Here is a 21874-nt window from a genome sequence, read left to right as displayed (position 1 = left end):
AGCGAGGAAAATCCACTGCCCAGCCAAAGCCCCATAAGCGCCATAGTGCAAGGACGTAACTTGCTGATCATACCCGCTTCGTTCATGCGCTTTTGCCGTTGGTTTGTTCTGCTTTGCCTTTACGGGGCGCTGTTTAGCCCCGCGGCTACGGCCCAGCTACGGCCTGCCCAACGGTTTGTAAAGCAGTTTGGCGCCGCCGACGGCTTGCCTCAGCCCTTCATCTACGCCCTGGCTCAGGACCGCGCCGGTTACCTCTGGATTGGTACCGCCGAGGGCCTGGTGCGCTTCGATGGCGCGGAGTTCGTCACGTTTACTACCGCCGAGGGGCTGGCCGAAGATTTTGTCACCCGCCTGTACGTGCACCCGCGCACCGGCCAGTTGTGGATCGGCCACTACCAGGGCGCGGTGTCGCGCTGGCACGGGCAGCGGCTGCAGCGGGTGTCGGCCCGGGCGGCACGGGCGGCGGGGTTTTCGGCTTCGCGGGGCATTGCGCCGCCCGACACAGGGGTAGCCGCTGCCCCCGGCGCGGTTCCGCTGCAACGGGTGCTGCCGCCCGGCACGGTGCCGCAGTGCGTGCTGACGGACCGGGAGCATAACGTGTGGGTGGGCACGGCTGGGCAGGGCTTGTGGCGCTGGTCAGACCGACAGGTTACGTTTTACCCGTTTGCTGAAAGCCCGGCTACGGGCACCGTGCAGGCTCTGTTTAGCCAGCGCGAAGCCTTCGGGATGCTTAGCACGGGGCAGCTCTTCCGGCTAGAGCAAAGCCCAGAGCGTACTTCCCCGCTGCTTGTTTTCCCCGACCAGCTGCTGCCTTACCCGCCTAGCGTGGTACTACAGACGCCCGACCAACGAGTTCATCCGGTTTTCGGTGGCTCCTACCCCAGGCCCGCGCCTACCTACCTGTGGGCCGGCACTACGGGGCACGGCCTTTGGCAAACGCAACTACCCACTGACCAGCGCAAACCACTGATGAGGCGGGTGCGGCGCCTCCCGGCGGAATCAAGTATCACGGCCCTCGCTCAGCACCCCAGCGGCGACCTGTGGATAGGAACCGCCCTGGACGGCTTATACCGCTTGCCCGCCGACTCAGTACAGCCAGCTGAGCACTTCACCACCGCCAACGGCCTGCTGCACAACACTATTTACGCGCTTACTACCGATTCAGTGGGGCAGGTCTGGGTTGGCACGCACGATACGGGGCTGGCCGTGTGGCACCAAGGGCGCTTCCGGCACTACCGCCTCAACCACGGCGGCCTCGACGTCTCGGCCCTGCTAACCGACGACAAGGGCCGGGTGTGGATTGGCACCGAGGGGCACGGCGTATTCTGCTACGAAAAAGGCCAGTTTCGGCAGTATAAGGAGGCAGCTGGCTTGCTTTCCCCTTACTGTTACGCCCTGCTACCCGTGCGCCGGGGCAGCGGCTACCCCCCCAATTTGCGGGAGGGGCAGCTGCTGGTAGTGCACCGCAACGGCCTGAGCCTGGCCGACTCCGCGCGGCGTTTCACCCCGGCCGCGTTGCCGGGCAACCCCTTTGTGCGCGACCTGCTGCCCCAGGCGGCTGTAGCCTGGAGCGACTACAGCATCTGGGTTCTGACCCGCACCGGCCTGCTGTGCCTGCGCCCCGACAGCCCAAATCTGCTGCCCGGCACCAGCGCACCAACCCCTACCCTGTTGACGAGTGAGGTAGACGGAGCCGCCCGGCTGCCGTACCGGTTAGGCGAGCTTTCGGCAACCCAGCACCGGGTTAATTTTCGGTTTCGGGGCGTGAGCCTACTGCCGGGCCAAGCCGGCGTGCAGTACCAATACCGACTGCGCGGGTACCACGCGGAGTGGAGCCGCCCCACTACCGTGGGCGAGGCGCAGTTTCCACGCCTCGATGCCGGAGAGTACGCTTTCGAGGTGCGGGCCCGGTTAGGGGAGCAGGGGCGTTGGTCCAGGCCTACCGTCAGCTTCTTTCAAATTGCCACTCCCTTCTGGCAGACCTGGTGGTTTGCCGGCCTGAGCGTGCTGGTAGCGGGAGCGGCGGGCTGGGCGTTTGTGCGGGGGCGCGAAATCACGCTGCGGCGCCAGAAGCTGCAGCTGGAAACTACCGTGCGCGAGCGGACCGCCGAGCTGCGCCAGCAAAAAGCTCAAACCGAGCAAATCAACGCCGACTTGGTGGTAGCCCGGGATGCCGCTGAGGCCTCGCGGCGGGCCAAGGCGCAGTTTCTGGCCAACATGAGCCATGAAATTCGCACGCCCATGAATGCGGTTATCGGCCTGACTCATTTGCTGCGCAACACGCCCGTAGATGCCGAGCAGGGCGAGTACCTGGAAGCCATTCAGTCGTCGTCTCAGAACCTGCTGGTCATCATCAACGACATCCTGGACTCCTCGAAAATGGAGGCCGGTAAGCTCACCCTGGAGCAAGCACCCTTCCGTCTGCCGGAGCTGGTGGAGCGGGTAGCGCGCATGTTTCAGTTTGCTACCGAAGCCAAGGGCCTGTACCTGCGCACCGAGGTAGCGCCCAACGTGCCCGCCGCCATTCTCGGCGACTCCGTCCGCCTGAACCAAGTGCTGGTAAATCTGGTGGGCAATGCCATTAAGTTCACGACCCGTGGGGGCGTGCGCGTGCGAGTTAGTGTAACGGCCGAGATGGAAGTACCCCAGCTGCGCTTTGCCGTGCAGGATACCGGCATTGGCATTGCCGCGGATAAGCTGGACGCCATTTTCGAGGATTTCTCCCAGGCCAACGCCAGCACTACCCGGCAGTATGGCGGCACGGGGCTGGGCCTGAGCATTGCCCGCAACCTAGTGCACCTGCACGGGGGCCGGGTGTGGGTGGAAAGTGCGGAAGGCCAGGGCTCCACCTTCTGGTTTGAAATTCCCTGCCTGCCCGCCGATGAAGCCAGCGTCCGACCCGAAGCGTCGGCTTCGCTGGCTCCCTTCGAGCCGGCCCTGCGGGTGTTGGTGGCCGAGGACAACGACCTGAACCAGCTGGTGGCCCGCAAAACCCTGGAAGCCTGGAACGTACGGGTAACCATTGCCGCCAATGGCCGCCTAGCCGTGGCCGCTGCCCAGCAGCAGCCCTTCGATGCCGTGCTGCTCGATGTGCAGATGCCGGAAATGGACGGTTACGAAGCGGCCCGCCAACTGCGCATGCTTTTCCCCAACGCCGAGCGCCTACCCCTTATTGGCCTTACGGCCTCGGCCCTACCCGAAGACCGGGCCCTGGCCCTGGCCGCCGGCATGAACGATACGCTGGCCAAGCCCTTCGACCCGGCCGTGCTTTACGCCCGCCTCGCCTACTTCACGGGCCGCACCGAAGTCCCCAACCCGGCCCCTACTTCCCTACCCCCCGCCCCAGCTTCAAGTTCGCGGCCCTCGGTGCCAGCTACCCAGCCGCCCGATTGGAGCTTGCTGGAAGAGCTAGCCGGCGGAAATGAGGCCTTCGTGCAGCAAATTGTTCGGACGTTTTTAACCCAGGCACCAGACCTGCTGGCGCAGCTGCATGTAGCGGCTTCGGGAGCAGAGGTAGCTGCGCTGGCGCACAAACTGCGGGGGCAGGTTGCGTATTTTGGTGTCGAGGGCCTAGCTCAACAGTTAGAGCAGCTGGAGCACCAAGGCCGGGCGGGCAGCGGGCCCGGTGTTCTGTCGGAGCCAGTGAAGGATATTGAGCAGCAGCTCACCAGCTTATATCCGCAGCTGCAGCGGCGTTTGTCACAAAGTATAGGGTAAGTTGCCTACACTTTTTCCGGGGCGCCTTGTACCTTTGACGTTATGGCCGAAACTGTTCCCCCTCTCCGCTGTCTGGTTGTTGACGACGACCCGCTTGCTCTGCAGATCGTTGAAAACTGCGTGGCAACTACGCCTTTCCTGGTGCACGCGGGCAGCTGTTCCAGCGCCATTGCCGCCGCCGAAGTGCTGCGCACGGAGCCCATCGACCTGGTATTTCTCGACGTGGAAATGCCCCTGATGTCGGGCCTGGATTTGCTGCGCACCCTGCAGCACCCGCCGCTGGTCATCCTCATCACCAGCAGCAAAAGCTACGCCGTGGAGGCGTTTGAGCACGAAGTGCTCGACTACGTAGTGAAGCCCATCAGCTACGCCCGTTTCCTGCAGGCCGCCCAGAAAGCCCTGGCCGCCCACGAAGCCCATCTGAACCCCGCCCTCGACGCCATTGCTGCGCCCACCAACACCCAGTTCACCTTTGTGAAGGTAGACAGCAAGCTGCTGAAGGTGTTGTTTGATGAGGTCCGCTACGTGGAGGCCCTGGGCGACTACGTGCACATCGTGACGGCCAAGAGCAAGCTGATTGTGTACAGCACGATGCGCGCAGTGGAGGAAAAATTTCCCGCTTCCCTGTTTGTGCGGGTTCACCGCTCCTTTATTGTCAACCTGAAGCGGGTGCAGACCATTGAAGATAATACGGTAGTCATCGACGAAAAGCATATTCCTATTGGCCAGACGTATCAGCGTGAAGTTTTTCAGCGTCTCAATAAGTTTTAGCCCGTTGGTGCTGCCGGCGCTCCACTTCTTGACCTCTTGCTCCCGAAGCCGCCGGTGGTTGCTACGCTGCTGCCTGCTGGTGTGTGGCGTGTTACTTGCGCTGCCAGCGGCCCGTGCTCAGCAGGCCGGCGACACGCTCAGTGCGGCCTGCCCCGCGCCCAGGGTAGTGGAGCTGTGCGTGGAGCTGGATGCCAGCCGAGCCGTGGACCCCGGCGCCGGCCCCCTAACGTTTCGCTGGGACATGGGCGACGGCACCCAGCTGACCGGCCCTATCGTGGCGCACTGCTACCAGGCCCGCAAGCAATACACCGTGCAGCTAGACGTAGTGGAGGAAGCCACCGGCGAAGTCCGGCGCGCCGAAAAGCTCATTCCCGTCGATTTTACCCAGGAAATTGTGCTCAACTTCCGCGCTGGCCCTACTGATACCGTACGGGTAGGCCAGCCCGTCGTGTTCGATGCTCTGGATTCACAGCTACCTCTGTGCCAGAACGTGGTAGTGCTCTGGGACTTTCGGGATGGATTCGTGACTAACGGGCGACGGGTGCAGCACGCCTTCCGGCGGCCGGGCCAGTACCCGGTCCGCATGAGCCTGCGCGGCAACGGCCCCGACTCCTGCCCCACCAGCCACTGCGTGAGCCGCACGCTGGTAGTAGTGCCGTAACGCCTTCTGTTAGCGTACTAATCACTACCTCTTTGTCCGTAGTGGGATTTCCGGGTTGCTTACAGAACCCGGCTCCGGTCGGCGTGTTCGGCAGCCGTTTGGTCAGCGGCTAGCTGCTTAAGAATGCCCAAGGTTAGCTCCCAGAGGTCTTCGTAGGGAATAATCTCAATTTCCCCGAAGGCCTCGCCGGGTTGCGGAGCCGCTTTCAGCCGCTCCAGCAGCGGCGCGGCTTTTTTCTGGCAGGTTTCCAGCGCGAAGTTTTCTTTCACCGTCATCAGCAGCATGCGGAAGAACAGCTGACTGCGCAGGGTAGCCGGGTCGCGGAGGTGGCGCTGTTCGTATTTGCGCAGTCCTTCTAGGCGAGCCAGCAGCCCTTCAATGTCGCGGCGGCGCAGAAAGTACAGGAACTGCAAAATCAGGATGGCCACGTTGTAGCCTTGCTTATCCCGGCTGTAGTCCGGGACGGTTTGCACGAACTGCGTGAAATGCCGCATTTTCAGGGGCGAAGGCTCCGGCCGGATGAATTGCAAGTAAGCCTCATACAGCTCCCAGCGCTGCTGAGCGGCGGAGCGCTGTTTGCGATGGTAAGGGTTTTTGCGGGCCTGCTGCAGCAGCTCGTAGGCTTGCCCGTACTGGCCGGCGTGCATGGCCAGCAGTAAGTACGTCTCAAGGTAATAAAACCAGTTGCCCGAGGAGTAGTGGAAATCCTTGAAATATTCTTCGGCCAGCACCAAGCCTTTTTTGGCTTGGCGGGTTTGCAAGTGCGCGTACACACTCATGTAGTTGTTAAAGCGCTTATCGAAGCGCATTTCATTGATTTTACCCTGCTTACGGGCCTTTTCCGTGGCGGCCGTGAGCCGGATAATTTCTTCGTAGTTGCCGCTCAGCTCCTCCTGCGACATTTTGGTCACGTACAGGTAGTGAAAGGTATTATAGCTTTTGGCCTTCTTGTGAAGGGCCTCCAACCGCTCTAACTGGGCCGGCAGCTGCTTGAGCAAGCCTTGCCGCCAGCGCACTTTGTGCTGTAAAAACACTTTCATCTCGTAGTACAGCTCCTCGGCCTCATCCTCCAGAGCCAGCAGTTTTTGTAGCTCCGCTAGCTTTTTGCTCATGGCCTTAAACCGCGGCTGGTTCCGGGTTTCCGCGTACAAAATGCGGAGCATACGGGCGCACACCACCGCGTACTGGGTAAGCTCGGCCTCGCAGGCGACGGTTAGCGCCTTGCGGTAAAGGCGCTCGGCCAGCTTGTATTCCGATTCGCCGCTGAGAATTTTGGCCTGATGTAGGAGCCCGAGGCAATGCTGCTCGTGGCGCCGGGACACAATGTGCCGGACATCGGTATGGTCCAGGAAGTACAGGTGGTTGAGCAGCTTCTGCTGCACCCGGGACTTGAGCTTACGAAAGGCCGTTTGATTTTTTTCTTCGGCGCCCCCATACAGGGATTTAACCAGTTTGTTCTGCGTCACGTTCGGATCGGCCTCCAGCAGCCGAACCAGTTGCAGGTCCTTATTTGACCCATTGCGGGCGGAAAAATCCAGAAAGGGCAGAACGGCTAGCCGTCTATCAGTCACAATCTTTACTAAAGTAACCAGTTCATCCATGAGTATATAGGTGCTAATGCGCTATTAACGCTAATTAACGCAATGTTTTTGACTAGAAATGCGCGTCACAAAAATTCCTGATTTAGCCTTTCCCCTATTACTCTTTGTCTAAACCTTTGTACGAGGTGTAGTAAATCTTTTTTATTTTAATTAAGTCACAGATAGATTACTAATGTCCCTAAAAAACTTCGATTAATCTTACCTAATCCTTCTTTCAGGCCTCATCGGAGGCCTTTATTATGCAGGCTGATGACGCGTTTTTCGCGTCACATTTACCGCTCATCTTTCCTTTACGCGGGCTGGTTTGGAGTCCACCTTTGTGTCATTCAATTACTTGAACCACAAATAATTCCAAATCATGTTGAAGTCTTTAGCCCTCGCCCTCCTGCAGATTTCCAGCCTCGCATTTGTAGCATCTGCGCCGGTTTCAACCCCTACCGTTAGCACCTGCGCCGTTGGGCATGGCACCGGCGGCTGGGGCGACGGCTACTTGGCCGCTGAACACGGCACTGGCGGCTGGGGCGACGGCTACCTGGCAGCAACTGTTCACGGCACTGGTGGCTGGGGTGATGGCTACTTAGCAGCAGTTGGACACGGTACCGGAGGCTGGGGTGATGGATACCTGGCTGTGGAACATGGCACCGGCGGCTGGGGCGACGGCTACTTGGCCGCTGAACACGGCACTGGTGGTTGGGGCGACGGCTACCTGGTACTAGAGCACGGCACCGGCGGCTGGGGTGATGGCTACAAGCATTTTGCTTCCGCAAACAGCGTGTGCTAATATCTCCTCTTAAAACGTGGTAACTTGCCGAGCCTAACACTCCGCGCGGTTATCCGTTCATGAAGCAACTTCTTCCCGGTCTGATTTTGCTGTTGTGGGCCAGCCTTTGCTCCTCCTGCTCCCCCACTCCCGCCGAGACCTCCTCTACTATCCGTATCCGCTGGGCCCGGGACCCCGAGAATCTAGATCCGCTTATCGTCGATAATCCCAGCGCTAACGAGACAATTAATCTTCTGCATTGCAGCTTATTACAAGCCAGCGAGGCAGCCCGCGGCTACACTCCCTGGCTGGCGGCCGCAATGCCTACTACCCAGGCCCTAAACGACTCTCTGCTGCTGATTACTTACCAGATACGGCCTGAGGCAACCTGGGATAATGGCTCGCCGGTACTAGCACGTGATGTTGCCTTCACCTTGAAGGTCATGAACTGCCCGGGGCTACCTATTGAAATAGCCCAGGCGCATTACGGAGTTATTCGCGACATTCGCCTGGACCCCCAGGATTCCCGCCGGTTTACGCTGGTATGCGTCGGTCAGGATGTAGGCACTTCCGGCGACTACGCCATTCTTCCTGAATACGCCCTTGATCCGCAGGGGAAACTGCGTACGGTTTCCGTGCCGGAGCTGCGCCGACAGCAGCAACCGGCGCTGGCCGCTGAGTTTGCGCGGCGGTACCAATCGTTGGAGCTAGCCCGCCATCCGGAACGCGCACCCGGCTGCGGCCCTTACCGGCTGGTAAAGTGGCAAAATGGCCGCTCCCTGACGTTGCAACGAAAAACCAGTTGGTGGGCCGATAAGCTCTCAGCTCCGCCCGCCGTGCTACAGGCTTTTCCCGAGCGCCTGACGTTTCAGGTAATCCCGGATGCGGCTACCGCTACCCTGGCCCTCCGGCGCGGAGAGCTGGATTTGTACTCGCTGATGCCGGCCGGCGAATTTGCCCGCTTGCAACAGTCGGCTACCGACACCCAGCGTTTGCAGTTTCACACCATCGACTCCTATCAATTCCTGACGGCCAGCTTTAACGTGCGCCGGCCCGCCCTCCAGAACCGGCTTACCCGGCAGGCTCTGACGCATCTTTTCAATGTTCCCGCTCTTATCCAGGCCTCTCAGCAGGGTGCTGCCTACCCCAGCGTGAGCCTTATCAGCCCGCGGCTGAAACCTTACTACAACGACAGCCTGCCCCTGCCCGATTTCAACCCGGCCCAGGCCGTTCAGCTACTGCAGCAAGCTGGCTGGCAGCGCTCGGCTACGGGCAGCTGGCTGCGCGGCACCACCGCGCAGCCCGTGCTGCTTAAGCTTAGCGTGAGCTACCGGGCCGGGGAGCCTAGTTTTGAAACTGCGGCCTTGCAATTCAGAGCCGCCGCTACTGCCTTAGGCATTCCTGTTGAGTTGCGCCCTACGGAACCTTCCCTGCTGAGCCGGCAAGTGCGGGCCGGCGAGACGGATATTCTTATCAATAACTTATCGGGGCAGCCGTTTTCCTACGACTTCACTTCCCTGCTGCATTCCTCGAGCGTAGGCGTGAGCAACTTCACAGGCTTTTCCAACCCCGCTGCCGATAACCTGATTGAGCAGTTGGTGGCAACGCAGCAGCCCGCGCGCAAAATCATTCTGTTGCGCCGGTTTCAGCGCCTGTTGGCTCAGGAGCGCCCATTCACGGTGCTTTATTTTCTGAAATACCGGATAGCAGCCACCCGGCGCCTGGGGCACATTCCCGTTACGGGTTTAAAGCCGGGCTACGAAGCCGCCCGCATCCGACCCCTACCCCTGCCGGTTCAGTAGAAGCGTTATGGCAGGGTGGCCTTTGCTGCGCTATACCGCCCGGACGCTGCTTGCGGCCTGGTTTATTCTATCCGGTTTGTTTCTGCTCAGCCGAGCCCATACGGACCGGAACACGTTCCTGCAAAATTCAACGGAAGGAAACGGCCGCCGGCTATCCGCCTCCGACCAAGCCCATACCACCCAACAGTTGCTGCAACGGTACGGACTGGATGTGCCCCTGTTCTACGTGACGCTGGGTTCAGCGGCGGCCACGGGCCACATATCCTGGCGCTGGCATGGCTCCCGCAATCAGTATCATCAGTGGTTTCGGCAGCTGCTGGCGGGCGACTTAGGCACGTCCTACCGCGACGGCGCCCCGGTAACGGAGGTGCTAAGCCAGTCCTTGTCGTACACCTTACCTCTGACGCTACTTGCGGCCCTGGGGAGCATGGGCCTTACCCTGGCGCTTGTGCTCTGGCTGAGCCACCGCCCCCGATGGCGTAGCGCCTGGCTGAGTGGACTGCATGTTCTGCGGGCGCTTCCGCTGTTTTTACTGGCTACGTGCTTGTTGTTGCTGCTGGCCAACCCCGACGTGCTGGCGTGGTTTCCTACCTTTGGGCTCGGGCTGGAAGTGGAAGAAGTGGCGTGGTGGCAGCAGCCGGGCCGTTTGCTGTACTTTTTAACACTGCCCACGCTTAGTCTGGTGCTGGTTACGGTGCCGGGGCTGGTGGTACAGCTAAACGGGGCCCTGCAGCACGAGCTTGAACAGCCTTACATTGCTACGGCCCGCGCCAAAGGAGCCAGTTCCATCCGAGTAGTCCGCCACCACGCCCTGCGCAATGCCCTGCTGCCTACCGTGGCCCTGCTGTCGGAGCTGCTTCCCAATTTGGTGGCGGGGGCTACCGTAGTGGAAGTGCTATTTGCCCTGCCAGGAATGGGCCGCTTGCTGGCTGAGTCCGCTGCCGCCCAGGATTACCCAGTGCTGCTAGGGGCCGTGGGCTTGGTTGCGCTGGTGCGGGTAGCCGCTCAGGTTTTAGCCGACGGGCTGTACCGGGTGCTTGACCCCCGAATCCGGACGCACGCATGAGCAGAGTTCGGGTTGCAGGATTCGGGAAACGAAAAGTGTTGGCCAGCGGCTGGTTGGCGGGCATTCTAGTTGCCGCCTTTCTGGCCCCCACCTCGATTCCCACCCCCGATTTACTGCATACTACCCAAGCGCCGTTCCAGGCGGGCCATTGGCTAGGAACCGATCCGCAGGGCCTCGATGTGGGCGTATCCCTATTGCAGGGCAGCCGCACCGTCGTACTCAGCAGTGTACCGGCCGCTATTCTTACCTTGTTGCTGGGAGCCGTGCTGGGTAGCGCCGCCGGCTTTTGGCGCAACCGAGCTCTAACCACCGTGGCTCGGGTAGCCGTGGCGGTTCTCGTGGCCGGGCTGGGTCTGCTTTTTTTACCCCAGCTATTGGCGTTTCCACTCTTGGGCAGTATGCTGCTGGTGGCGGCGGGCGCACTGATGTACTGGCCGCTGCGGCGTGCAGCCTGGGCGCAGCGCTCGGTTGCCGTGCCCCTTGACTCCCTGCTGATGGGGGCCGTCAATCTACTAGATTCTATTCCTATTCTGATTCTGGTGATTGGGGTAGCGGCCATGCAGCGCCCCTCGGCCACCGGAACAATAGCCTTACTGGCGCTAACCTGCTGGACCACGGCGGCTCGTATTATGCGGACGACTACGCTTCAAATAGCCGCTCGGCCCTACGTGGAAGCGGCTCGTATGGTGGGGCTTACCAATTTTCAGTTGCTCCGGCGTCACATTTGGCCTAACACGTGGCCACTGCTGGCCCTCCAGCTGCCGCTTACCGTTGCGGCACTGATTGGTTTGGAAACCACCTTGTCCTTTTTGGGTGTGGGCTTCTCCCCCGATATTCCGAGCTGGGGAAAGCTGTTATCTACTGTGCGCCAAGCACCTACGGCGTGGTGGCTGGCCTTGTGGCCCGGCTTGGCATTGGCCGGTACCATCGTCAGTCTGCATAGCTTGGCTGGGTTGGGGGCAAACCGATCCGATGTCACAAAATAGCTCATTAAAGCCAATCTATTAGCACCGGCTATCCGTTACTCATTTACTCAATTGCCTCTTTATCAGAGCGCATGCAACGTATCCAAAGGCTCCGATAGACGTTAGAACCTATTTTGTATTCCTTGAATACAAGTCACAGCTTGTACGGAAGTGTCCTTTACATACGCTAGTGTAGGCTATTAATATTGTCATGTGGAACAGGCGGAACGATAGGTACTGCTCGCTTTCATCCGCTAGAATAATCAGGACAGCATACCCAAAGTTGTGCGGGCCGCTACAGCTGGTAGCAGCACCGTTCCGGCGAAAACACGCGGTTACGGCCCTGTTTTTCGCTTTGGGTTACTAATAATTACAGTAGGCTGCGCTTACATCTGCTCGTGATGCGCGGCACTACTTCAGGTTGTTGCAATAGGTGTGTGAAAATCCCGCAGGCGTTGTCTGCGGGTTTTTTGCGTTTACAACGTCACTGATTCACCTCAACTGTGGCCAGCAGTCAATGCGCACCGGGTTGTAGGCCGGCTCGTCCCGCCTTTGCTTTCTATTAAGCAGCCGGTTCGGTCTGGCGTGCGAGCAAGGCAATACCTTCCCGGAAAGTATGCGGCCGGAACCCGAGCTGCTGCTCCGCCTTGGTGATGATAAACCCTGTGCGCAACGGCCGGGTAGCGGGTTGGGAAAACGTACTTGCGTCGACTTTTACCAGTAAACCGGCATCAAGCTGGTAAAAAGCGGCTACCTGCTGGGCCAGCTGATAGGGCGTGAACAGCTCGCGGCTGCTGATGTGGTAAATACCCGTGGCCCTTAGTTTAGCGGTCAGCCAGCAGCCCTGGGCCAAGTCCTCGGCCAGGGTGGGCGTCCGGAACTGGTCGTTTACCACCTTGATTTCTTTGCCCGCCCGCAGGGAGTCGCGCACCCAGAGCACAATGTTGGTGCGGCCATACTCATGGGCTACCCCGTACACGAGCGCCGTACGCAGGATAGCCCAGGGAGTGCGGCAGGCTTGCACGAGCTGCTCGGCGGCCAGCTTACTTTCCCCGTAGAAATTAACGGGCGCTGGCTCTGCATCCTCCGCCAACGGCCCCTCAGCCCCGCTGAAAACAAAGTCGGTGCTCACGTGCACCAAGTGAACTTGGTGTTGCTCGCAGGCCTCCACCAAGTGGGCTACAGCCGTCACGTTCAGCGCCCAGCACGCCGCCTGGTGTAGCTCACACTCATCCACATTGGTCAGGGCGGCCGTGTGAATGATGTGAGTTGGTTTTTCCCGCTCAAGCACTGTGAGCACCTGCTCCCGAACGGTTACATCCAGCGGGGCAAACCGAACCTGCGGGTACACCGTGGCCAGTTTGTTGGCCCCTCGTGAGGTAGCTATTACTTCTACTCCGGGCTGCTGCTGAAGCAACTCAACCAATTTTTGCCCCAGCAGCCCATTAGAGCCCGTAATCAGAATTTTCATTTGCGTGAGGAATTCGTTTTCAGGGCCTCGAGGCTAGATAAAGAGACAGAAAAAGCGGAAAAACTTTGGGCGCAGGCTTAGTACTGGTAGCCGTAGAGCTCCGTAATTTTCTTCTTTCTAAGTTTTTCCACCTTCACCGTCATTTTGATATCGGTGACGGGGCGGTTCCGGTCGGCGGTGGGCTGCTGGGCTATCTTATCCACAACGTCCTGTCCGCTAATCACTTGACCGAACACGGTGTACTGCCCGTTCAGGTGAGGCGTGCCCTGCGGGTTTTGCACAATGTAGAACTGGGAAGCGCTGCTCTGGCGCTGCGGGTTTACAAAGTCGGGGGTGCGGGCGGCGGCTACGGCTCCGCGCTTGTGCGTAAACTCCGGGCGGATTTCGGCCGGAATCATCTTCTCATCGGGCGCGCCGCTACCGTCGTTGGTTGGGTCTGAGTCTTTGGAGCTAGGGTCGCCGCCCTGCACCATAAAATTGGGAATGACGCGGTGAAACGTAGTGCCGTTGTAGAACCCGCTTTGGGCCAGCTTCAGGAAGTTGGTTTTGTGCAGGGGCGTCTCGTTGAAGAGAATCAGGCGGATGTCGCCCTGGGGCGTGCTGATGGTAACCACCTCATCCTTTTTGCTTTTGCGCGGGCCTTTGGCGGCCTTCACCACGGGAGCCCCCAGCCCAACTAGTAGGCCCACCAGAAGCGTGTAACGAAAAAAAGATTTCATAGCGAAAGACAGATGCAGAACATGGGAGCAAAACTACGGGGTTTACGCTAGCTCAACGACAAATTGTGGTGCCCACATTTCCGTACACGGCTGAATCAAGTAACTCGTTGTGGCCCCACCAACGTTGTGCCGCAAGCTACCGGCGGGCCCAAAAGGGCAAGCCGGCGGGCAAGATATAGTATCGGGCGAAACACAGCTAAAACCTGGCTGAGCCGTAAGGGTTGGCAAACTCGTCTTTCGCACCCCAGCTTTATGCACGCAACCCCTACCCCTCTGCCCTCGTCCTGGTTTCCAAAATTGCTGCTGGTTTTGTACCTGGTGGAGTTTGTAGCCCTGGGCCTCCAGCCGGCCGACCGGGCTACCTGGTGGGCCGAAAACCTCCCCATTTTCCTGATTGTGGTGGCCTTGGTAGTACTTTACGTGCGGGGCGTGCGGTTCTCGAATCTGGCGTACGGCCTGATGAGCGTGCTGATTTTTATGCACACCATAGGCGGCCATTACACCTTCGAGAAAGTGCCCTTCGCCTGGTTTAACGACCTGTTTGGCTTTAAGCGCAACATGTACGACCGGGTAGCGCACTTTTCGGTTGGATTCTACGCCTACGCCCTTCTGGAGTACACCGACCAGCGCGACCTTATCCGCAGCCGCGTGATTAGCTACCTGTTTCCGCTCTGCGTTATCGGGACGGTGGCCATGAGCTATGAGCTGATCGAGTGGGTGTACGCCGAGCTAGCCGGGGGCGACGCCGGGGCCGCGTTCCTGGGCAGCCAGGGCGACATTTGGGACGCCCAAAAGGACATGCTCGCCGATACCAGCGGCGCTATTCTGGCGCTGGTGCTCTACGCGCTGTTTGGCCGGGGCCAGCAAAGATCTAGCGCAGAAAAATATCAAGCGTAGCCCAGGAAAAAGGCCGCCCCACTACGGAGCGGCCTTTTTCCTGGACTAGCGGCGAAGGAAGCTGTTTACACCTCGCTCCGCTCCCGCCGGATGCTATCCAGAATTTGCCGGCCGCCGCGGGCGAGTACCGCTTCAGCCAGACGGATACCCAGTGCTTCTCCTTCCGCTACGGGGGCAGCCTGTATTTCATCAATAAACTCCTGCCCGTCGAGGCTGATAAGGCCGCCGTGCAGCTGCACCTGTTGCCCGTCGGCGGAGAGGGTAGCCAGGGCGAAGGACGGGATGCTGCAGCCGCCCTCCATGGTGCGCAGGAAGGCCCGCTCCGTGGCCAGGCAGGCGTGAGTAGCCGGGTGGTCGAGGCTCCGACGGAGCTCTGCTTTCAGTTCCGGGTCCAGGCTGCGGGCGCACTCAATGGCCACGCTGCCCTGACCGGTAGCCGGCACGTACTGGGTTTCGGGCAGCACGTAGCGAATCAAATTGTCGTACTCCATGCGGTGGACGCCGGCGTACGCCAGCACGAGGCCGTGGTACTGGCCTTCTTCCAGCTTCCGCAGGCGGGTTTGCAGGTTGCCGCGGGCCTCGGCGGTAGTAGCATGGGGCAGAAAGCGGCGCAACATAGCCTTGCGGCGGGTGCTGCTGGTGCCTAGTACCAGGTCGGGGCGCTGCAGGTCCAGGTCAGGGTCGAAGCTCACGATAACGTCATTGACCTGCTCCCGCTCCATAAAGGCCAGCAACTCCAGATCGGCCGGGATGCTGCTTTGCACGTCTTTGGCGCTGTGCACGGCAATATCAACGTAGCCCGTACGCAGGCCTTCCTCCAGCTCCTCCGTGAACACGCCTTTGGCCCCGATTTTATCCAGGGAGCGGTCCAGCACCACGTCACCTTTGGTCGTAATGATGACGATTTCCGGCGTCAGGCCGGCGGCGCTGAGTTGGTCGGCTACGTGGTGGGCCTGCCACAGGGCCAGCTTGCTGCCGCGGGTACCAATGCGAATGAACGTTTTCAAAATCAGAATACAGATAGTGCGGATGTACAACGCAAGTCCTTTCTTTGCCCGCCGCCGCTACCAATGCGGAAGCAGAACAAGACGTTGCGCTAGCCTAAAAGCCACCGGCAAAGATACGCCGACCAACAACGACAACGCTGGCTATAGCTCGTTTAACAGGTACTATAGCTTTTTAGCAAGCTGTATTTTCTGGGTTTACAGCTTGGAAAGGCCTTTTTTTAGTCACGGGCTTGTTCTTCGCTAAGCGGCCCGCAGTAGTTCGGCAACGCGCAGAGAAGCGTCCACGAAAACCATTCGGGGGTTAGCGTTGCGCTCCACGTGGTAGTGCGCCTCGTTGATTTCCTGCGCAATGGGCTCAGCGTTGCGCGCCGTCACGAAGCGGCTGAAGCCCTGCACGAACTGCTGCTCCTGAGCCGGCAGGTGGGGCACCAGTTGCGGGTCGAGGCCGAACAGCAGCACCTTGCGCAGGAGCGTGAGGGCATACTGCAGAAACTCCTTCTGGTTTTCGCGGCCCAGCTTCTGGAATTCGTCGGCCTTTTCCAGCATCTCCATCACCTTGTTGCCGTAGCAGGTGCGCATCCACTTGGCAAACAAGTCGAAGTAATCGGTGTCGGCGGGGCCAGCCGCCTGGGCCGCCAGCGCCGCCCCAATGTTGCCTTCGGTCAGCTGGGCCAGCTGCCGGGCCTTTACTTCGGGCACGTGCTGCTCATCGCGCAGCCAGGCCGTCAGCTCATCCTCGGCAAGCGCCCGCACGACTACCGGCTGCACCCGGCTGATGATGGTGGGCAGCAGCTGTTCGGGCGCGTAGCTGACCAGCAGAAACACGGTGGCGGGTGGCGGCTCCTCCAAGAGCTTCAGCACGGCGTTGGCCGCCGAGGGGTGCATCAGTTCTGGCAGCCAGATGATGACAAGCTTGAACTGAGCTTCAAAGGCTTTCAAAGAAACCAGCTTGAGCAGGTGCAGGCTTTCGTCCTTGGAAATGCTACCCTGCTTGTTTTCAGCCCCAATGTGCTGCATCCAGTCGTTGAGGCCCTGGTAGGGATTCTCCAGTACGAAGGCGCGCCACTCCGCCGCGAACTTGCTGCTGATGGCATCCTTGGTCACGGTTTTGGTGGTCGTGACGGGCAGGATGAAGTTCAGATCGGGGTGGATGAGCTTGTCGGTTTTCTGGCAGCTCGGGCAGCGCCCGCACGAGTCCTCGGCCTCGGGCGTGCGGTTTTCGCAGTTCAGGAAGGTAGCGTAAGCCAGCGCCAGCGCCAGTGCCGCCGAGCCCTCCGCCCCGCGAAACAGCTGGGCGTGGGCCACGTGGTTGCGCCGCACGCTCCGAACAAGCACCTCCTTTACCGGCTGCTGACCAGGAATTTCAGAAAAACGCATCTATATCTGTCGTGAATGAGGAATGGATAGCACAAAGGCACATACAGGAGCAGCTCGCGCTTATGCACCTGCTTTGAGCGGACGATGAAGTTTCCCCATTCCTCATTCCCAACTCCTCATTCCTAATTAGCCCGCTCCCACACCCGGTCCTGGCCCGTGGCATCGTACACGTGGCGCATGATGGCCTGCTCGGTTGCATCGTACTCCAGCTGACGGCGGGCCATGACGCGCTCGGCTACCTCGTTCACCTTTGGAAGCTTAAAGGTTTCAAAACCAGCCGCCCCGCCCCAGCTAAAGCTCGGAATGAAGGTGCGCGGGAAGCCGGCCCCGAAGATGTTGGCCCCTACCCCCACCACCGTGCCGGTGTTGAACATGGTGTTGATGCCACACTTGCTATGGTCACCCATCATCAGCCCGCAGAACTGCTGGCCGGTGTTCACGAACCGGCCCGCCGAGTGACTCCAGATTTTTACCGCAGCGTAGTTATTCTTCAGGTTCGAGGTGTTGGTATCGGCCCCGAGGTTGCACCACTCGCCAATGACGGAGTTGCCCAGGTAGCCGTCGTGGCCTTTGTTGCTGTAGCCCAGCAGGATGCTGTTGCCTACCTCGCCGCCAACCTTAGAATATGGCCCCACGGTATTGTCGCCGCGCATTTTGGCGCCCGCGTTGATGTGGCTGCCCTCGCACAAGGCTAAGGGCCCGCTGATAATGGCGCCTTCGTGCACCTGGGAGTTTTTGCCGAGGTAAATGGGCCCGTTCTCAGCGTTCAGAATGGCGGCCCGAATCTTCACGCCCGGCTCAATGAAGACGTTTTCCGGAGCGTACACGATGGTGTGCGCGTCGCCTACCGGCGCCGACTCCCTACCCTTGGTTAGCAGGTCAAAGTCGCGGCGGATTTCGGCGCCGTTGCGCAGAAACAAGTGCCACACTTCCTGAATGACCGTGACGGGCTCGGCTACTTCGCGGCTTTTCTGGAAGCCGTCCTGAATCAGCTCCGCTACCTGGCTGGCATCGGCCAGGTGGGCAGCAACGAGCATTTCCTCATCAAACAAGGCCTCGCCGGGGGCCAGGGCCTGCACCTGCTGGGCCAGCAAATCGTCGGGGCACACCGCGCCGTTGATTACCAGGGCCGGGCCCTGGGTATTGCCGGCCGGAAACTTGGCCTGCAGGTACTCTTGGGTGAGGTAGCCTACGCGGTCGGCCTGCAGGCGGTGCTGCCATTTTTCGGCCAGCGTCAGGATGCCGCAGCGCAGGGCCGCCACCGGGCGCGTGAAGGTGAAGGGCAGCAGATGGGGACGGATGGCCGGGTCGTCGAAGAGCAGAATATGCATGGCAGAAAGTAGCGAGTAAGAGAGGCGGTACCCCAGGGCGCCGGTGCAAAGAAGCGGGCCAGGTCAGCCCAACCGGATTGCAAAGAAAAACTCCTGCCGACGAATGCCAGCAGGAGCTTCTATTAAAAAGTATTTCAGTCCGGCGCCAGCGCAACGCTTGCGGCCAGAAAGCGAAATTACTTTTTCTTGTAGCGGTTCATGAACTTCTCTACGCGGCCAGCAGTGTCGAGCAGTACGTTTTTGCCGGTGTAGAAGGGGTGCGACTCCGAGCTAACTTCCACCTTGATAACAGGGTAGGTTTTGCCGTCTTCCATCGTGATGGTCTCGTTGGAGCCCATCGTCGAGCGGGTTACAAATTTGAAGCCGCTGGAAGTGTCCTGAAACACGACTTCGCGATACTCGGGGTGGATGTCTTTTTTCATGGTCTGATGCCGTTTGTACCTTGTTGCCTGCCGATTTTGCGGAAGGGACTGCAAAAGTACACGTTACGCCCGGATTTCAAAAGCTCTTTTTATCTTTTCGCCCCAGCTACGCCGGCTTGGCTGCCAGCCCCTTATGTTTCCCGCTAGCGTTGGTTATACTTACCCCGTCAATTTCTTTTTTGCCCCTGCTCTTACCTTACCCTTACCTTATGTTACGCATCATTAGCTTCTTATTTCTAGTCCTAATTGGCGTCGCGCTGGCCTATGGCACCTACCGGGCGCTACCTGAACCAGCCGCTCACCCGGGCCGCCCCCCGGGAGCCGCCGCCCACCCCGACCAGCCGGGCCGCCTGCTGGCGCACTCCTGGCAAACAGTTAAAACTATGTTCCGCTGAGTTGCGCCAACTCGTCTGCTTTCTCGCTGAGCAAAGTATTCTTCGGTTGTTTTGCCGCGCGCTGATTTGCTGCCTCCTGGTGGTTTAGCCGCTTTTTGTTTCACTGCTTACCTGACTACCTGCCCGCATGCGCCTTTGCTTCGCCTCCAATAATGCCCACAAACTGGATGAGATTCGTCCGCTTTTGCCAGCTTCCGTTGAGCTTCTGAGCCTGGCGGATATCGGCTGCCAGCAGGAGCTGCCCGAAACCCAGGCCACGCTCGAGGGCAACGCCCGCCAGAAGGCCCAGTACGTGTGGGACCATTTCGGGGTAGCCTGTTTTGCCGATGATACCGGCCTGGAAGTAGCAGCCCTTAACGGGGAGCCCGGCGTGTACTCTGCCCGCTACGCCGGCCCCCAGCGCCGGGCCGCCGACAACGTAGCCAAGTTGCTGCACGAGCTGCAAGGCCAGCCCAACCGCGCCGCGCAGTTCCGAACGGTGGTGGCCCTGGTACTACCCGGCGGTGAAGTACACGAGTTTGCCGGCGCCGTCGATGGCCTGATTACCGAGCAGGTGCGCGGCCAGGACGGGTTTGGCTACGACCCCGTCTTCCAGCCAACGGAAGGCGACGGCCGCACTTTCGCCCAGATGAGCCTCGCAGAAAAAAACGCCATCAGCCACCGTGCCCGCGCTGTTGCCGGGTTGGTGCAGTTTCTGAATGGTGAAACGGTGATTCGGTGAGCTAAAGAAGGTAGTGAGCTGTCCTAGCAAGAAGGCACGATGACATCGTCTTTCCTTTCTTCTGTGACCAGCCTATAAACCTGACAAGCCCCTACTTCCGTGGTGGAGGCAGGGGCTTGTCAGGCTTCAGAAGGGTAGCACTCGGTAAAGCACGCATGGCTTCGTTCTGCTTCCTAGTCGTGACAGCACGGGTAGAGAACCGGCAAGGCGAAATCGCGCAATCACTACCTTACCGAACCACCGTTTTACTATTTCACCGCCGCCCCTCCGCTACATTTCGTACTTTTGCAGGGTTGGCCCCGCCGGTACGGGCCTATTCCCACCTCCATGCAACACCCTTTCATCGTCGGAATTACGGGCGGCAGCGCCTCTGGCAAAACGACCTTTCTGCGCCGGCTGCTGGCCTCGTTTCCCGAAGAAGAAATCTGCCTGATTTCGCAGGACAACTACTACCATCCGCGGGAAAGTCAGCAAGTTGACGCCCAGGGCGTCACGAACTTCGACCTGCCCAGCAGCATCGACTCCCAGGCGTACGCGGCCGATGTGCTGCGCATCAGCCAGGGCCTGGAGGTGCGCCGCCAGGAGTACACCTTCAACAACCCCAATGTGGTGCCCGCCGAGCTGGTGTTCCGGCCCGCGCCGATTGTGGTGGTGGAAGGCATTTTCGTGTTTTACTTCGAAGAGGTAGCCAAGCTGCTCGACCTGAAAGTGTACATCGATGCCCGGGAGCATGTGAAGCTGCAGCGCCGCATTGTGCGCGACCGGGACGAGCGGGGCTATGATTTGGAGGACGTACTCTACCGCTACACCAACCACGTGGCGCCTACCTACGAGAAGTACATCAAGCCCTTCAAGCACGACGCCGACATCATCATTCCCAACAACCGCCACTTCGACAAGGGCCTGGACGTGCTAGTGTCCTTCCTGCGCAGCCGGGTAGTAGCCGGCCGCTCGGTGCAGTAACTCTTCCTACCCCCGCTCATGTACAGCAAAGCTGAAGCCGCCCACTTGCGCCACGCCTTCTGGACCACGTTTGGGCAGTACATGGCCCCGGTGCCCTCGGCTGAAGGCGAACCAGTGAACTGGATTAATTACCGCACCGGCCTGAAGCACGTGCAGCTGCGCATGCGCACCGAGGACCGCCGCGCCTCCGTGGGCCTGGAGCTGCTCCACCCCGACGCCGACATTCGGGCCCTGCAGTTTGAGCAGCTGCAGGCCTTGCACAAGCTATTGCCCGCCATTCCGGGCCAGGACTGGGAGTGGCAGGCAGAAGCCGAGGAAAACGCGCAGCCGCTGAGCCGGGTGCAGCAAGAGCTCCGGGGCGTGAGCCCCCTGAACCGGGAGGACTGGCCCGCCCTGATTTCCTTTTTCAAGCCCCGCCTCATTGCCCTCGACGAGTTCTGGAGCCAGGCCCGCTACCCCCTGGAAGACCTGCAATAATCACGGATTTAAACGGATTGGACGGATTACACGGATTCTGGGTGCGTCGCCGAAGACTGGTTGTTGAAGCCGCGTAGGAAACGTTGATCTGTTCCCCTGTCATCCTGAGCATTGCGCGCTCCGGTTTACTCGGCCCTGTAGTTGGTAGCAGATCTTTCTCCTGCGCTTTTCGGAGAAAGTCCACGCGTGCAGATACTTTTTGGGCTCCGGAGGCAAAAAGCTATATTTGTAGCTCTTACCCCGAACTCGTTGCTTTCCTTCTCCGCCCTTTTACCTCGTCTGCGTTTCGCCCTCATCACAGCCACCGTGCTGATGGTGCTGGGGCTGAACCACCAGGCTGTGGCTACGCTGCGGGTGCTGCCTACGGGCGGTACTACCCGGGTAGCGGCCGGCCCGCGGGCGGCGGTGGTCAAGCAGCGCGTTACACTCGAAGCAACTTCGCCGCTTGGGCTACTGGTAGCTCCGGCGGCCGATATGTGGCTGCCGCAGCCCCTGGAGCTCCCCGTAGCCCTGTGGTTGCCAGCCTGCCCCGCGGGGCCGCGCCCTTGCCCTAGCGCCGTGCCGGACTGGTTCCGGGTGCGGCTGTTGGTAGCGGCTCTCTCGCCCCAGGCTCCCTAGCGGCTGGGGCCCTTTGTGTTGTTGTAGTTGACGGGCTGGGTATGCTGTTGCTGATGCAGCCCTAGTCCTGGCAGGCCACCGAGCGGCTGTTTCCTCACTACTTTCTTCCGGGCCCAGCTTCCGGGCATCAGCC

The 21874-nt window shown here is 60.0% G+C and carries 20 protein-coding genes; 13 read left to right on the top strand and 7 right to left on the bottom strand.

Annotation, left to right across the window (positions count from 1 at the left end; genetic code table 11):
• The first annotated feature begins 84 nt into the window (after positions 1 to 84).
• From IEW18_RS02245 to IEW18_RS21590, 3 genes are all read left to right on the top strand, one after another.
• Positions 85 to 3717, top strand: a complete 3633-nt coding sequence (locus IEW18_RS02245) for a hybrid sensor histidine kinase/response regulator (protein WP_188556174.1) — start codon at positions 85 to 87, stop codon at positions 3715 to 3717.
• A gap of 42 nt (positions 3718 to 3759) precedes the next feature.
• The gene (locus IEW18_RS02240) at positions 3760 to 4488 is read left to right on the top strand and encodes a LytR/AlgR family response regulator transcription factor (RefSeq protein WP_188556173.1); all 729 of its coding nucleotides are present in this window, start codon (positions 3760 to 3762) and stop codon (positions 4486 to 4488) included.
• A gap of 88 nt (positions 4489 to 4576) precedes the next feature.
• Positions 4577 to 5149, top strand: a complete 573-nt coding sequence (locus tag IEW18_RS21590; protein WP_229728562.1) for a PKD domain-containing protein — start codon at positions 4577 to 4579, stop codon at positions 5147 to 5149.
• A gap of 59 nt (positions 5150 to 5208) precedes the next feature.
• Here the strand turns inward: IEW18_RS21590 and IEW18_RS02230 are convergent, their stop codons facing one another.
• Entirely contained in the window at positions 5209 to 6720 is a 1512-nt protein-coding gene (locus IEW18_RS02230; protein ID WP_188556172.1) for a hypothetical protein, read from the bottom strand.
• Positions 6721 to 7108: 388 nt separating this feature from the next.
• On the opposite strand from IEW18_RS02230, the gene IEW18_RS02225 reads away from it, so the two are divergent.
• From IEW18_RS02225 to IEW18_RS02210, 4 genes are read left to right on the top strand one after another with little or no spacing between them, the layout of a single operon-like run.
• Complete coding sequence (locus tag IEW18_RS02225; protein ID WP_188556171.1) at positions 7109 to 7531, top strand: hypothetical protein; 423 nt, start codon at positions 7109 to 7111, stop codon at positions 7529 to 7531.
• A 59-nt stretch (positions 7532 to 7590) separates the two neighbouring features.
• Positions 7591 to 9312: an ABC transporter substrate-binding protein gene (locus IEW18_RS02220; RefSeq protein ID WP_188556170.1), complete on the top strand. Its 1722-nt coding sequence runs from the start codon at positions 7591 to 7593 to the stop codon at positions 9310 to 9312.
• 7 nt (positions 9313 to 9319) lie between these two features.
• Positions 9320 to 10378, top strand: coding sequence for an ABC transporter permease (locus IEW18_RS02215; protein ID WP_188556169.1), 1059 nt, complete (start codon positions 9320 to 9322; stop codon positions 10376 to 10378).
• A complete protein-coding gene (locus IEW18_RS02210) occupies positions 10375 to 11364 on the top strand; it encodes an ABC transporter permease (RefSeq protein WP_188556168.1) in 990 nt (329 codons plus the stop codon). Before IEW18_RS02215 ends, IEW18_RS02210 begins: the two co-directional genes overlap by 4 nt.
• A gap of 541 nt (positions 11365 to 11905) precedes the next feature.
• Here the strand turns inward: IEW18_RS02210 and IEW18_RS02205 are convergent.
• On the bottom strand, positions 11906 to 12814 hold the full coding sequence (locus IEW18_RS02205) for an SDR family oxidoreductase (protein ID WP_188556167.1): 909 nt from the start codon (positions 12812 to 12814) through the stop codon (positions 11906 to 11908).
• Between the two features lie 77 nt (positions 12815 to 12891).
• Positions 12892 to 13533 (bottom strand): peptidylprolyl isomerase, encoded by a 642-nt coding sequence (locus IEW18_RS02200; RefSeq protein ID WP_188556166.1) that lies wholly within the window; start codon positions 13531 to 13533, stop codon positions 12892 to 12894.
• Positions 13534 to 13785: 252 nt separating this feature from the next.
• Here IEW18_RS02200 and IEW18_RS02195 point away from each other — a divergent pair, with 252 nt between their 5' ends.
• On the top strand, positions 13786 to 14430 hold the full coding sequence (locus IEW18_RS02195; protein WP_188556165.1) for a DUF2238 domain-containing protein: 645 nt from the start codon (positions 13786 to 13788) through the stop codon (positions 14428 to 14430).
• 65 nt (positions 14431 to 14495) lie between these two features.
• Here IEW18_RS02195 and hemC read toward each other — a convergent pair whose 3' ends face one another.
• From hemC to IEW18_RS02175, 4 genes are all read right to left on the bottom strand, one after another.
• A complete protein-coding gene (gene hemC / locus IEW18_RS02190) occupies positions 14496 to 15437 on the bottom strand; it encodes a hydroxymethylbilane synthase (protein WP_188556164.1) in 942 nt (313 codons plus the stop codon).
• Positions 15438 to 15677: 240 nt separating this feature from the next.
• Positions 15678 to 16814 carry a DNA polymerase III subunit gene (locus IEW18_RS02185; protein ID WP_188556163.1) on the bottom strand — a complete coding sequence of 379 codons (1137 nt, stop codon included), beginning with the start codon at positions 16812 to 16814 and terminating at the stop codon, positions 15678 to 15680.
• Positions 16815 to 16936: 122 nt separating this feature from the next.
• Positions 16937 to 18145: a GlmU family protein gene (locus IEW18_RS02180; RefSeq protein WP_188556162.1), complete on the bottom strand. Its 1209-nt coding sequence runs from the start codon at positions 18143 to 18145 to the stop codon at positions 16937 to 16939.
• A 176-nt stretch (positions 18146 to 18321) separates the two neighbouring features.
• On the bottom strand, positions 18322 to 18567 hold the full coding sequence (locus tag IEW18_RS02175) for a type B 50S ribosomal protein L31 (RefSeq protein WP_188556161.1): 246 nt from the start codon (positions 18565 to 18567) through the stop codon (positions 18322 to 18324).
• A gap of 209 nt (positions 18568 to 18776) precedes the next feature.
• Between IEW18_RS02175 and IEW18_RS02170 the strand changes: the two genes are divergently transcribed.
• The 5 genes from IEW18_RS02170 to IEW18_RS02150 all read left to right on the top strand — a co-directional run bounded on the left by IEW18_RS02170 (position 18777) and on the right by IEW18_RS02150 (position 21741).
• Positions 18777 to 18962 (top strand): hypothetical protein, encoded by a 186-nt coding sequence (locus tag IEW18_RS02170; RefSeq protein WP_188556160.1) that lies wholly within the window; start codon positions 18777 to 18779, stop codon positions 18960 to 18962.
• Between the two features lie 127 nt (positions 18963 to 19089).
• Positions 19090 to 19683 (top strand): RdgB/HAM1 family non-canonical purine NTP pyrophosphatase, encoded by a 594-nt coding sequence (gene rdgB, locus IEW18_RS02165; RefSeq protein WP_188556159.1) that lies wholly within the window; start codon positions 19090 to 19092, stop codon positions 19681 to 19683.
• A gap of 327 nt (positions 19684 to 20010) precedes the next feature.
• Positions 20011 to 20646 (top strand): uridine kinase family protein, encoded by a 636-nt coding sequence (locus tag IEW18_RS02160; RefSeq protein WP_188556158.1) that lies wholly within the window; start codon positions 20011 to 20013, stop codon positions 20644 to 20646.
• Positions 20647 to 20664: 18 nt separating this feature from the next.
• Entirely contained in the window at positions 20665 to 21123 is a 459-nt protein-coding gene (locus IEW18_RS02155) for a DUF4268 domain-containing protein (protein WP_188556157.1), read from the top strand.
• A 249-nt stretch (positions 21124 to 21372) separates the two neighbouring features.
• Complete coding sequence (locus tag IEW18_RS02150; RefSeq protein ID WP_188556156.1) at positions 21373 to 21741, top strand: hypothetical protein; 369 nt, start codon at positions 21373 to 21375, stop codon at positions 21739 to 21741.
• Positions 21742 to 21874: the final 133 nt, after the last annotated feature.

The sequence above is a fragment of the Hymenobacter glacieicola genome, assembly GCF_014640315.1.
Taxonomy (GTDB): domain Bacteria; phylum Bacteroidota; class Bacteroidia; order Cytophagales; family Hymenobacteraceae; genus Hymenobacter; species Hymenobacter glacieicola.
Note: the sequence above shows the minus strand (reverse complement) of the source record. Positions and strands in the feature narration are given on the sequence as shown.

Excerpts from the sequence above, each read along its gene's own strand:
- IEW18_RS02175 (WP_188556161.1), bottom strand. The coding sequence starts at position 18,567 with ATGAAAAAAGACATCCACCCCGAGTATCGCGAAGTCGTGTTTCAGGAC.
- IEW18_RS02210 (WP_188556168.1), top strand. The coding sequence starts at position 10,375 with ATGAGCAGAGTTCGGGTTGCAGGATTCGGGAAACGAAAAGTGTTGGCC.
- IEW18_RS02160 (WP_188556158.1), top strand. The coding sequence starts at position 20,011 with ATGCAACACCCTTTCATCGTCGGAATTACGGGCGGCAGCGCCTCTGGC.
- IEW18_RS02220 (WP_188556170.1), top strand. The coding sequence starts at position 7,591 with ATGAAGCAACTTCTTCCCGGTCTGATTTTGCTGTTGTGGGCCAGCCTT.
- IEW18_RS02185 (WP_188556163.1), bottom strand. The coding sequence starts at position 16,814 with ATGCGTTTTTCTGAAATTCCTGGTCAGCAGCCGGTAAAGGAGGTGCTT.
- IEW18_RS02245 (WP_188556174.1), top strand. The coding sequence starts at position 85 with ATGCGCTTTTGCCGTTGGTTTGTTCTGCTTTGCCTTTACGGGGCGCTG.
- IEW18_RS02200 (WP_188556166.1), bottom strand. The coding sequence starts at position 13,533 with ATGAAATCTTTTTTTCGTTACACGCTTCTGGTGGGCCTACTAGTTGGG.
- IEW18_RS02180 (WP_188556162.1), bottom strand. The coding sequence starts at position 18,145 with ATGCATATTCTGCTCTTCGACGACCCGGCCATCCGTCCCCATCTGCTG.
- IEW18_RS02225 (WP_188556171.1), top strand. The coding sequence starts at position 7,109 with ATGTTGAAGTCTTTAGCCCTCGCCCTCCTGCAGATTTCCAGCCTCGCA.
- IEW18_RS02155 (WP_188556157.1), top strand. The coding sequence starts at position 20,665 with ATGTACAGCAAAGCTGAAGCCGCCCACTTGCGCCACGCCTTCTGGACC.
- IEW18_RS02170 (WP_188556160.1), top strand. The coding sequence starts at position 18,777 with ATGTTACGCATCATTAGCTTCTTATTTCTAGTCCTAATTGGCGTCGCG.
- rdgB (WP_188556159.1), top strand. The coding sequence starts at position 19,090 with ATGCGCCTTTGCTTCGCCTCCAATAATGCCCACAAACTGGATGAGATT.
- IEW18_RS02205 (WP_188556167.1), bottom strand. The coding sequence starts at position 12,814 with ATGAAAATTCTGATTACGGGCTCTAATGGGCTGCTGGGGCAAAAATTG.
- IEW18_RS02215 (WP_188556169.1), top strand. The coding sequence starts at position 9,320 with ATGGCAGGGTGGCCTTTGCTGCGCTATACCGCCCGGACGCTGCTTGCG.
- IEW18_RS02240 (WP_188556173.1), top strand. The coding sequence starts at position 3,760 with ATGGCCGAAACTGTTCCCCCTCTCCGCTGTCTGGTTGTTGACGACGAC.
- IEW18_RS02195 (WP_188556165.1), top strand. The coding sequence starts at position 13,786 with ATGCACGCAACCCCTACCCCTCTGCCCTCGTCCTGGTTTCCAAAATTG.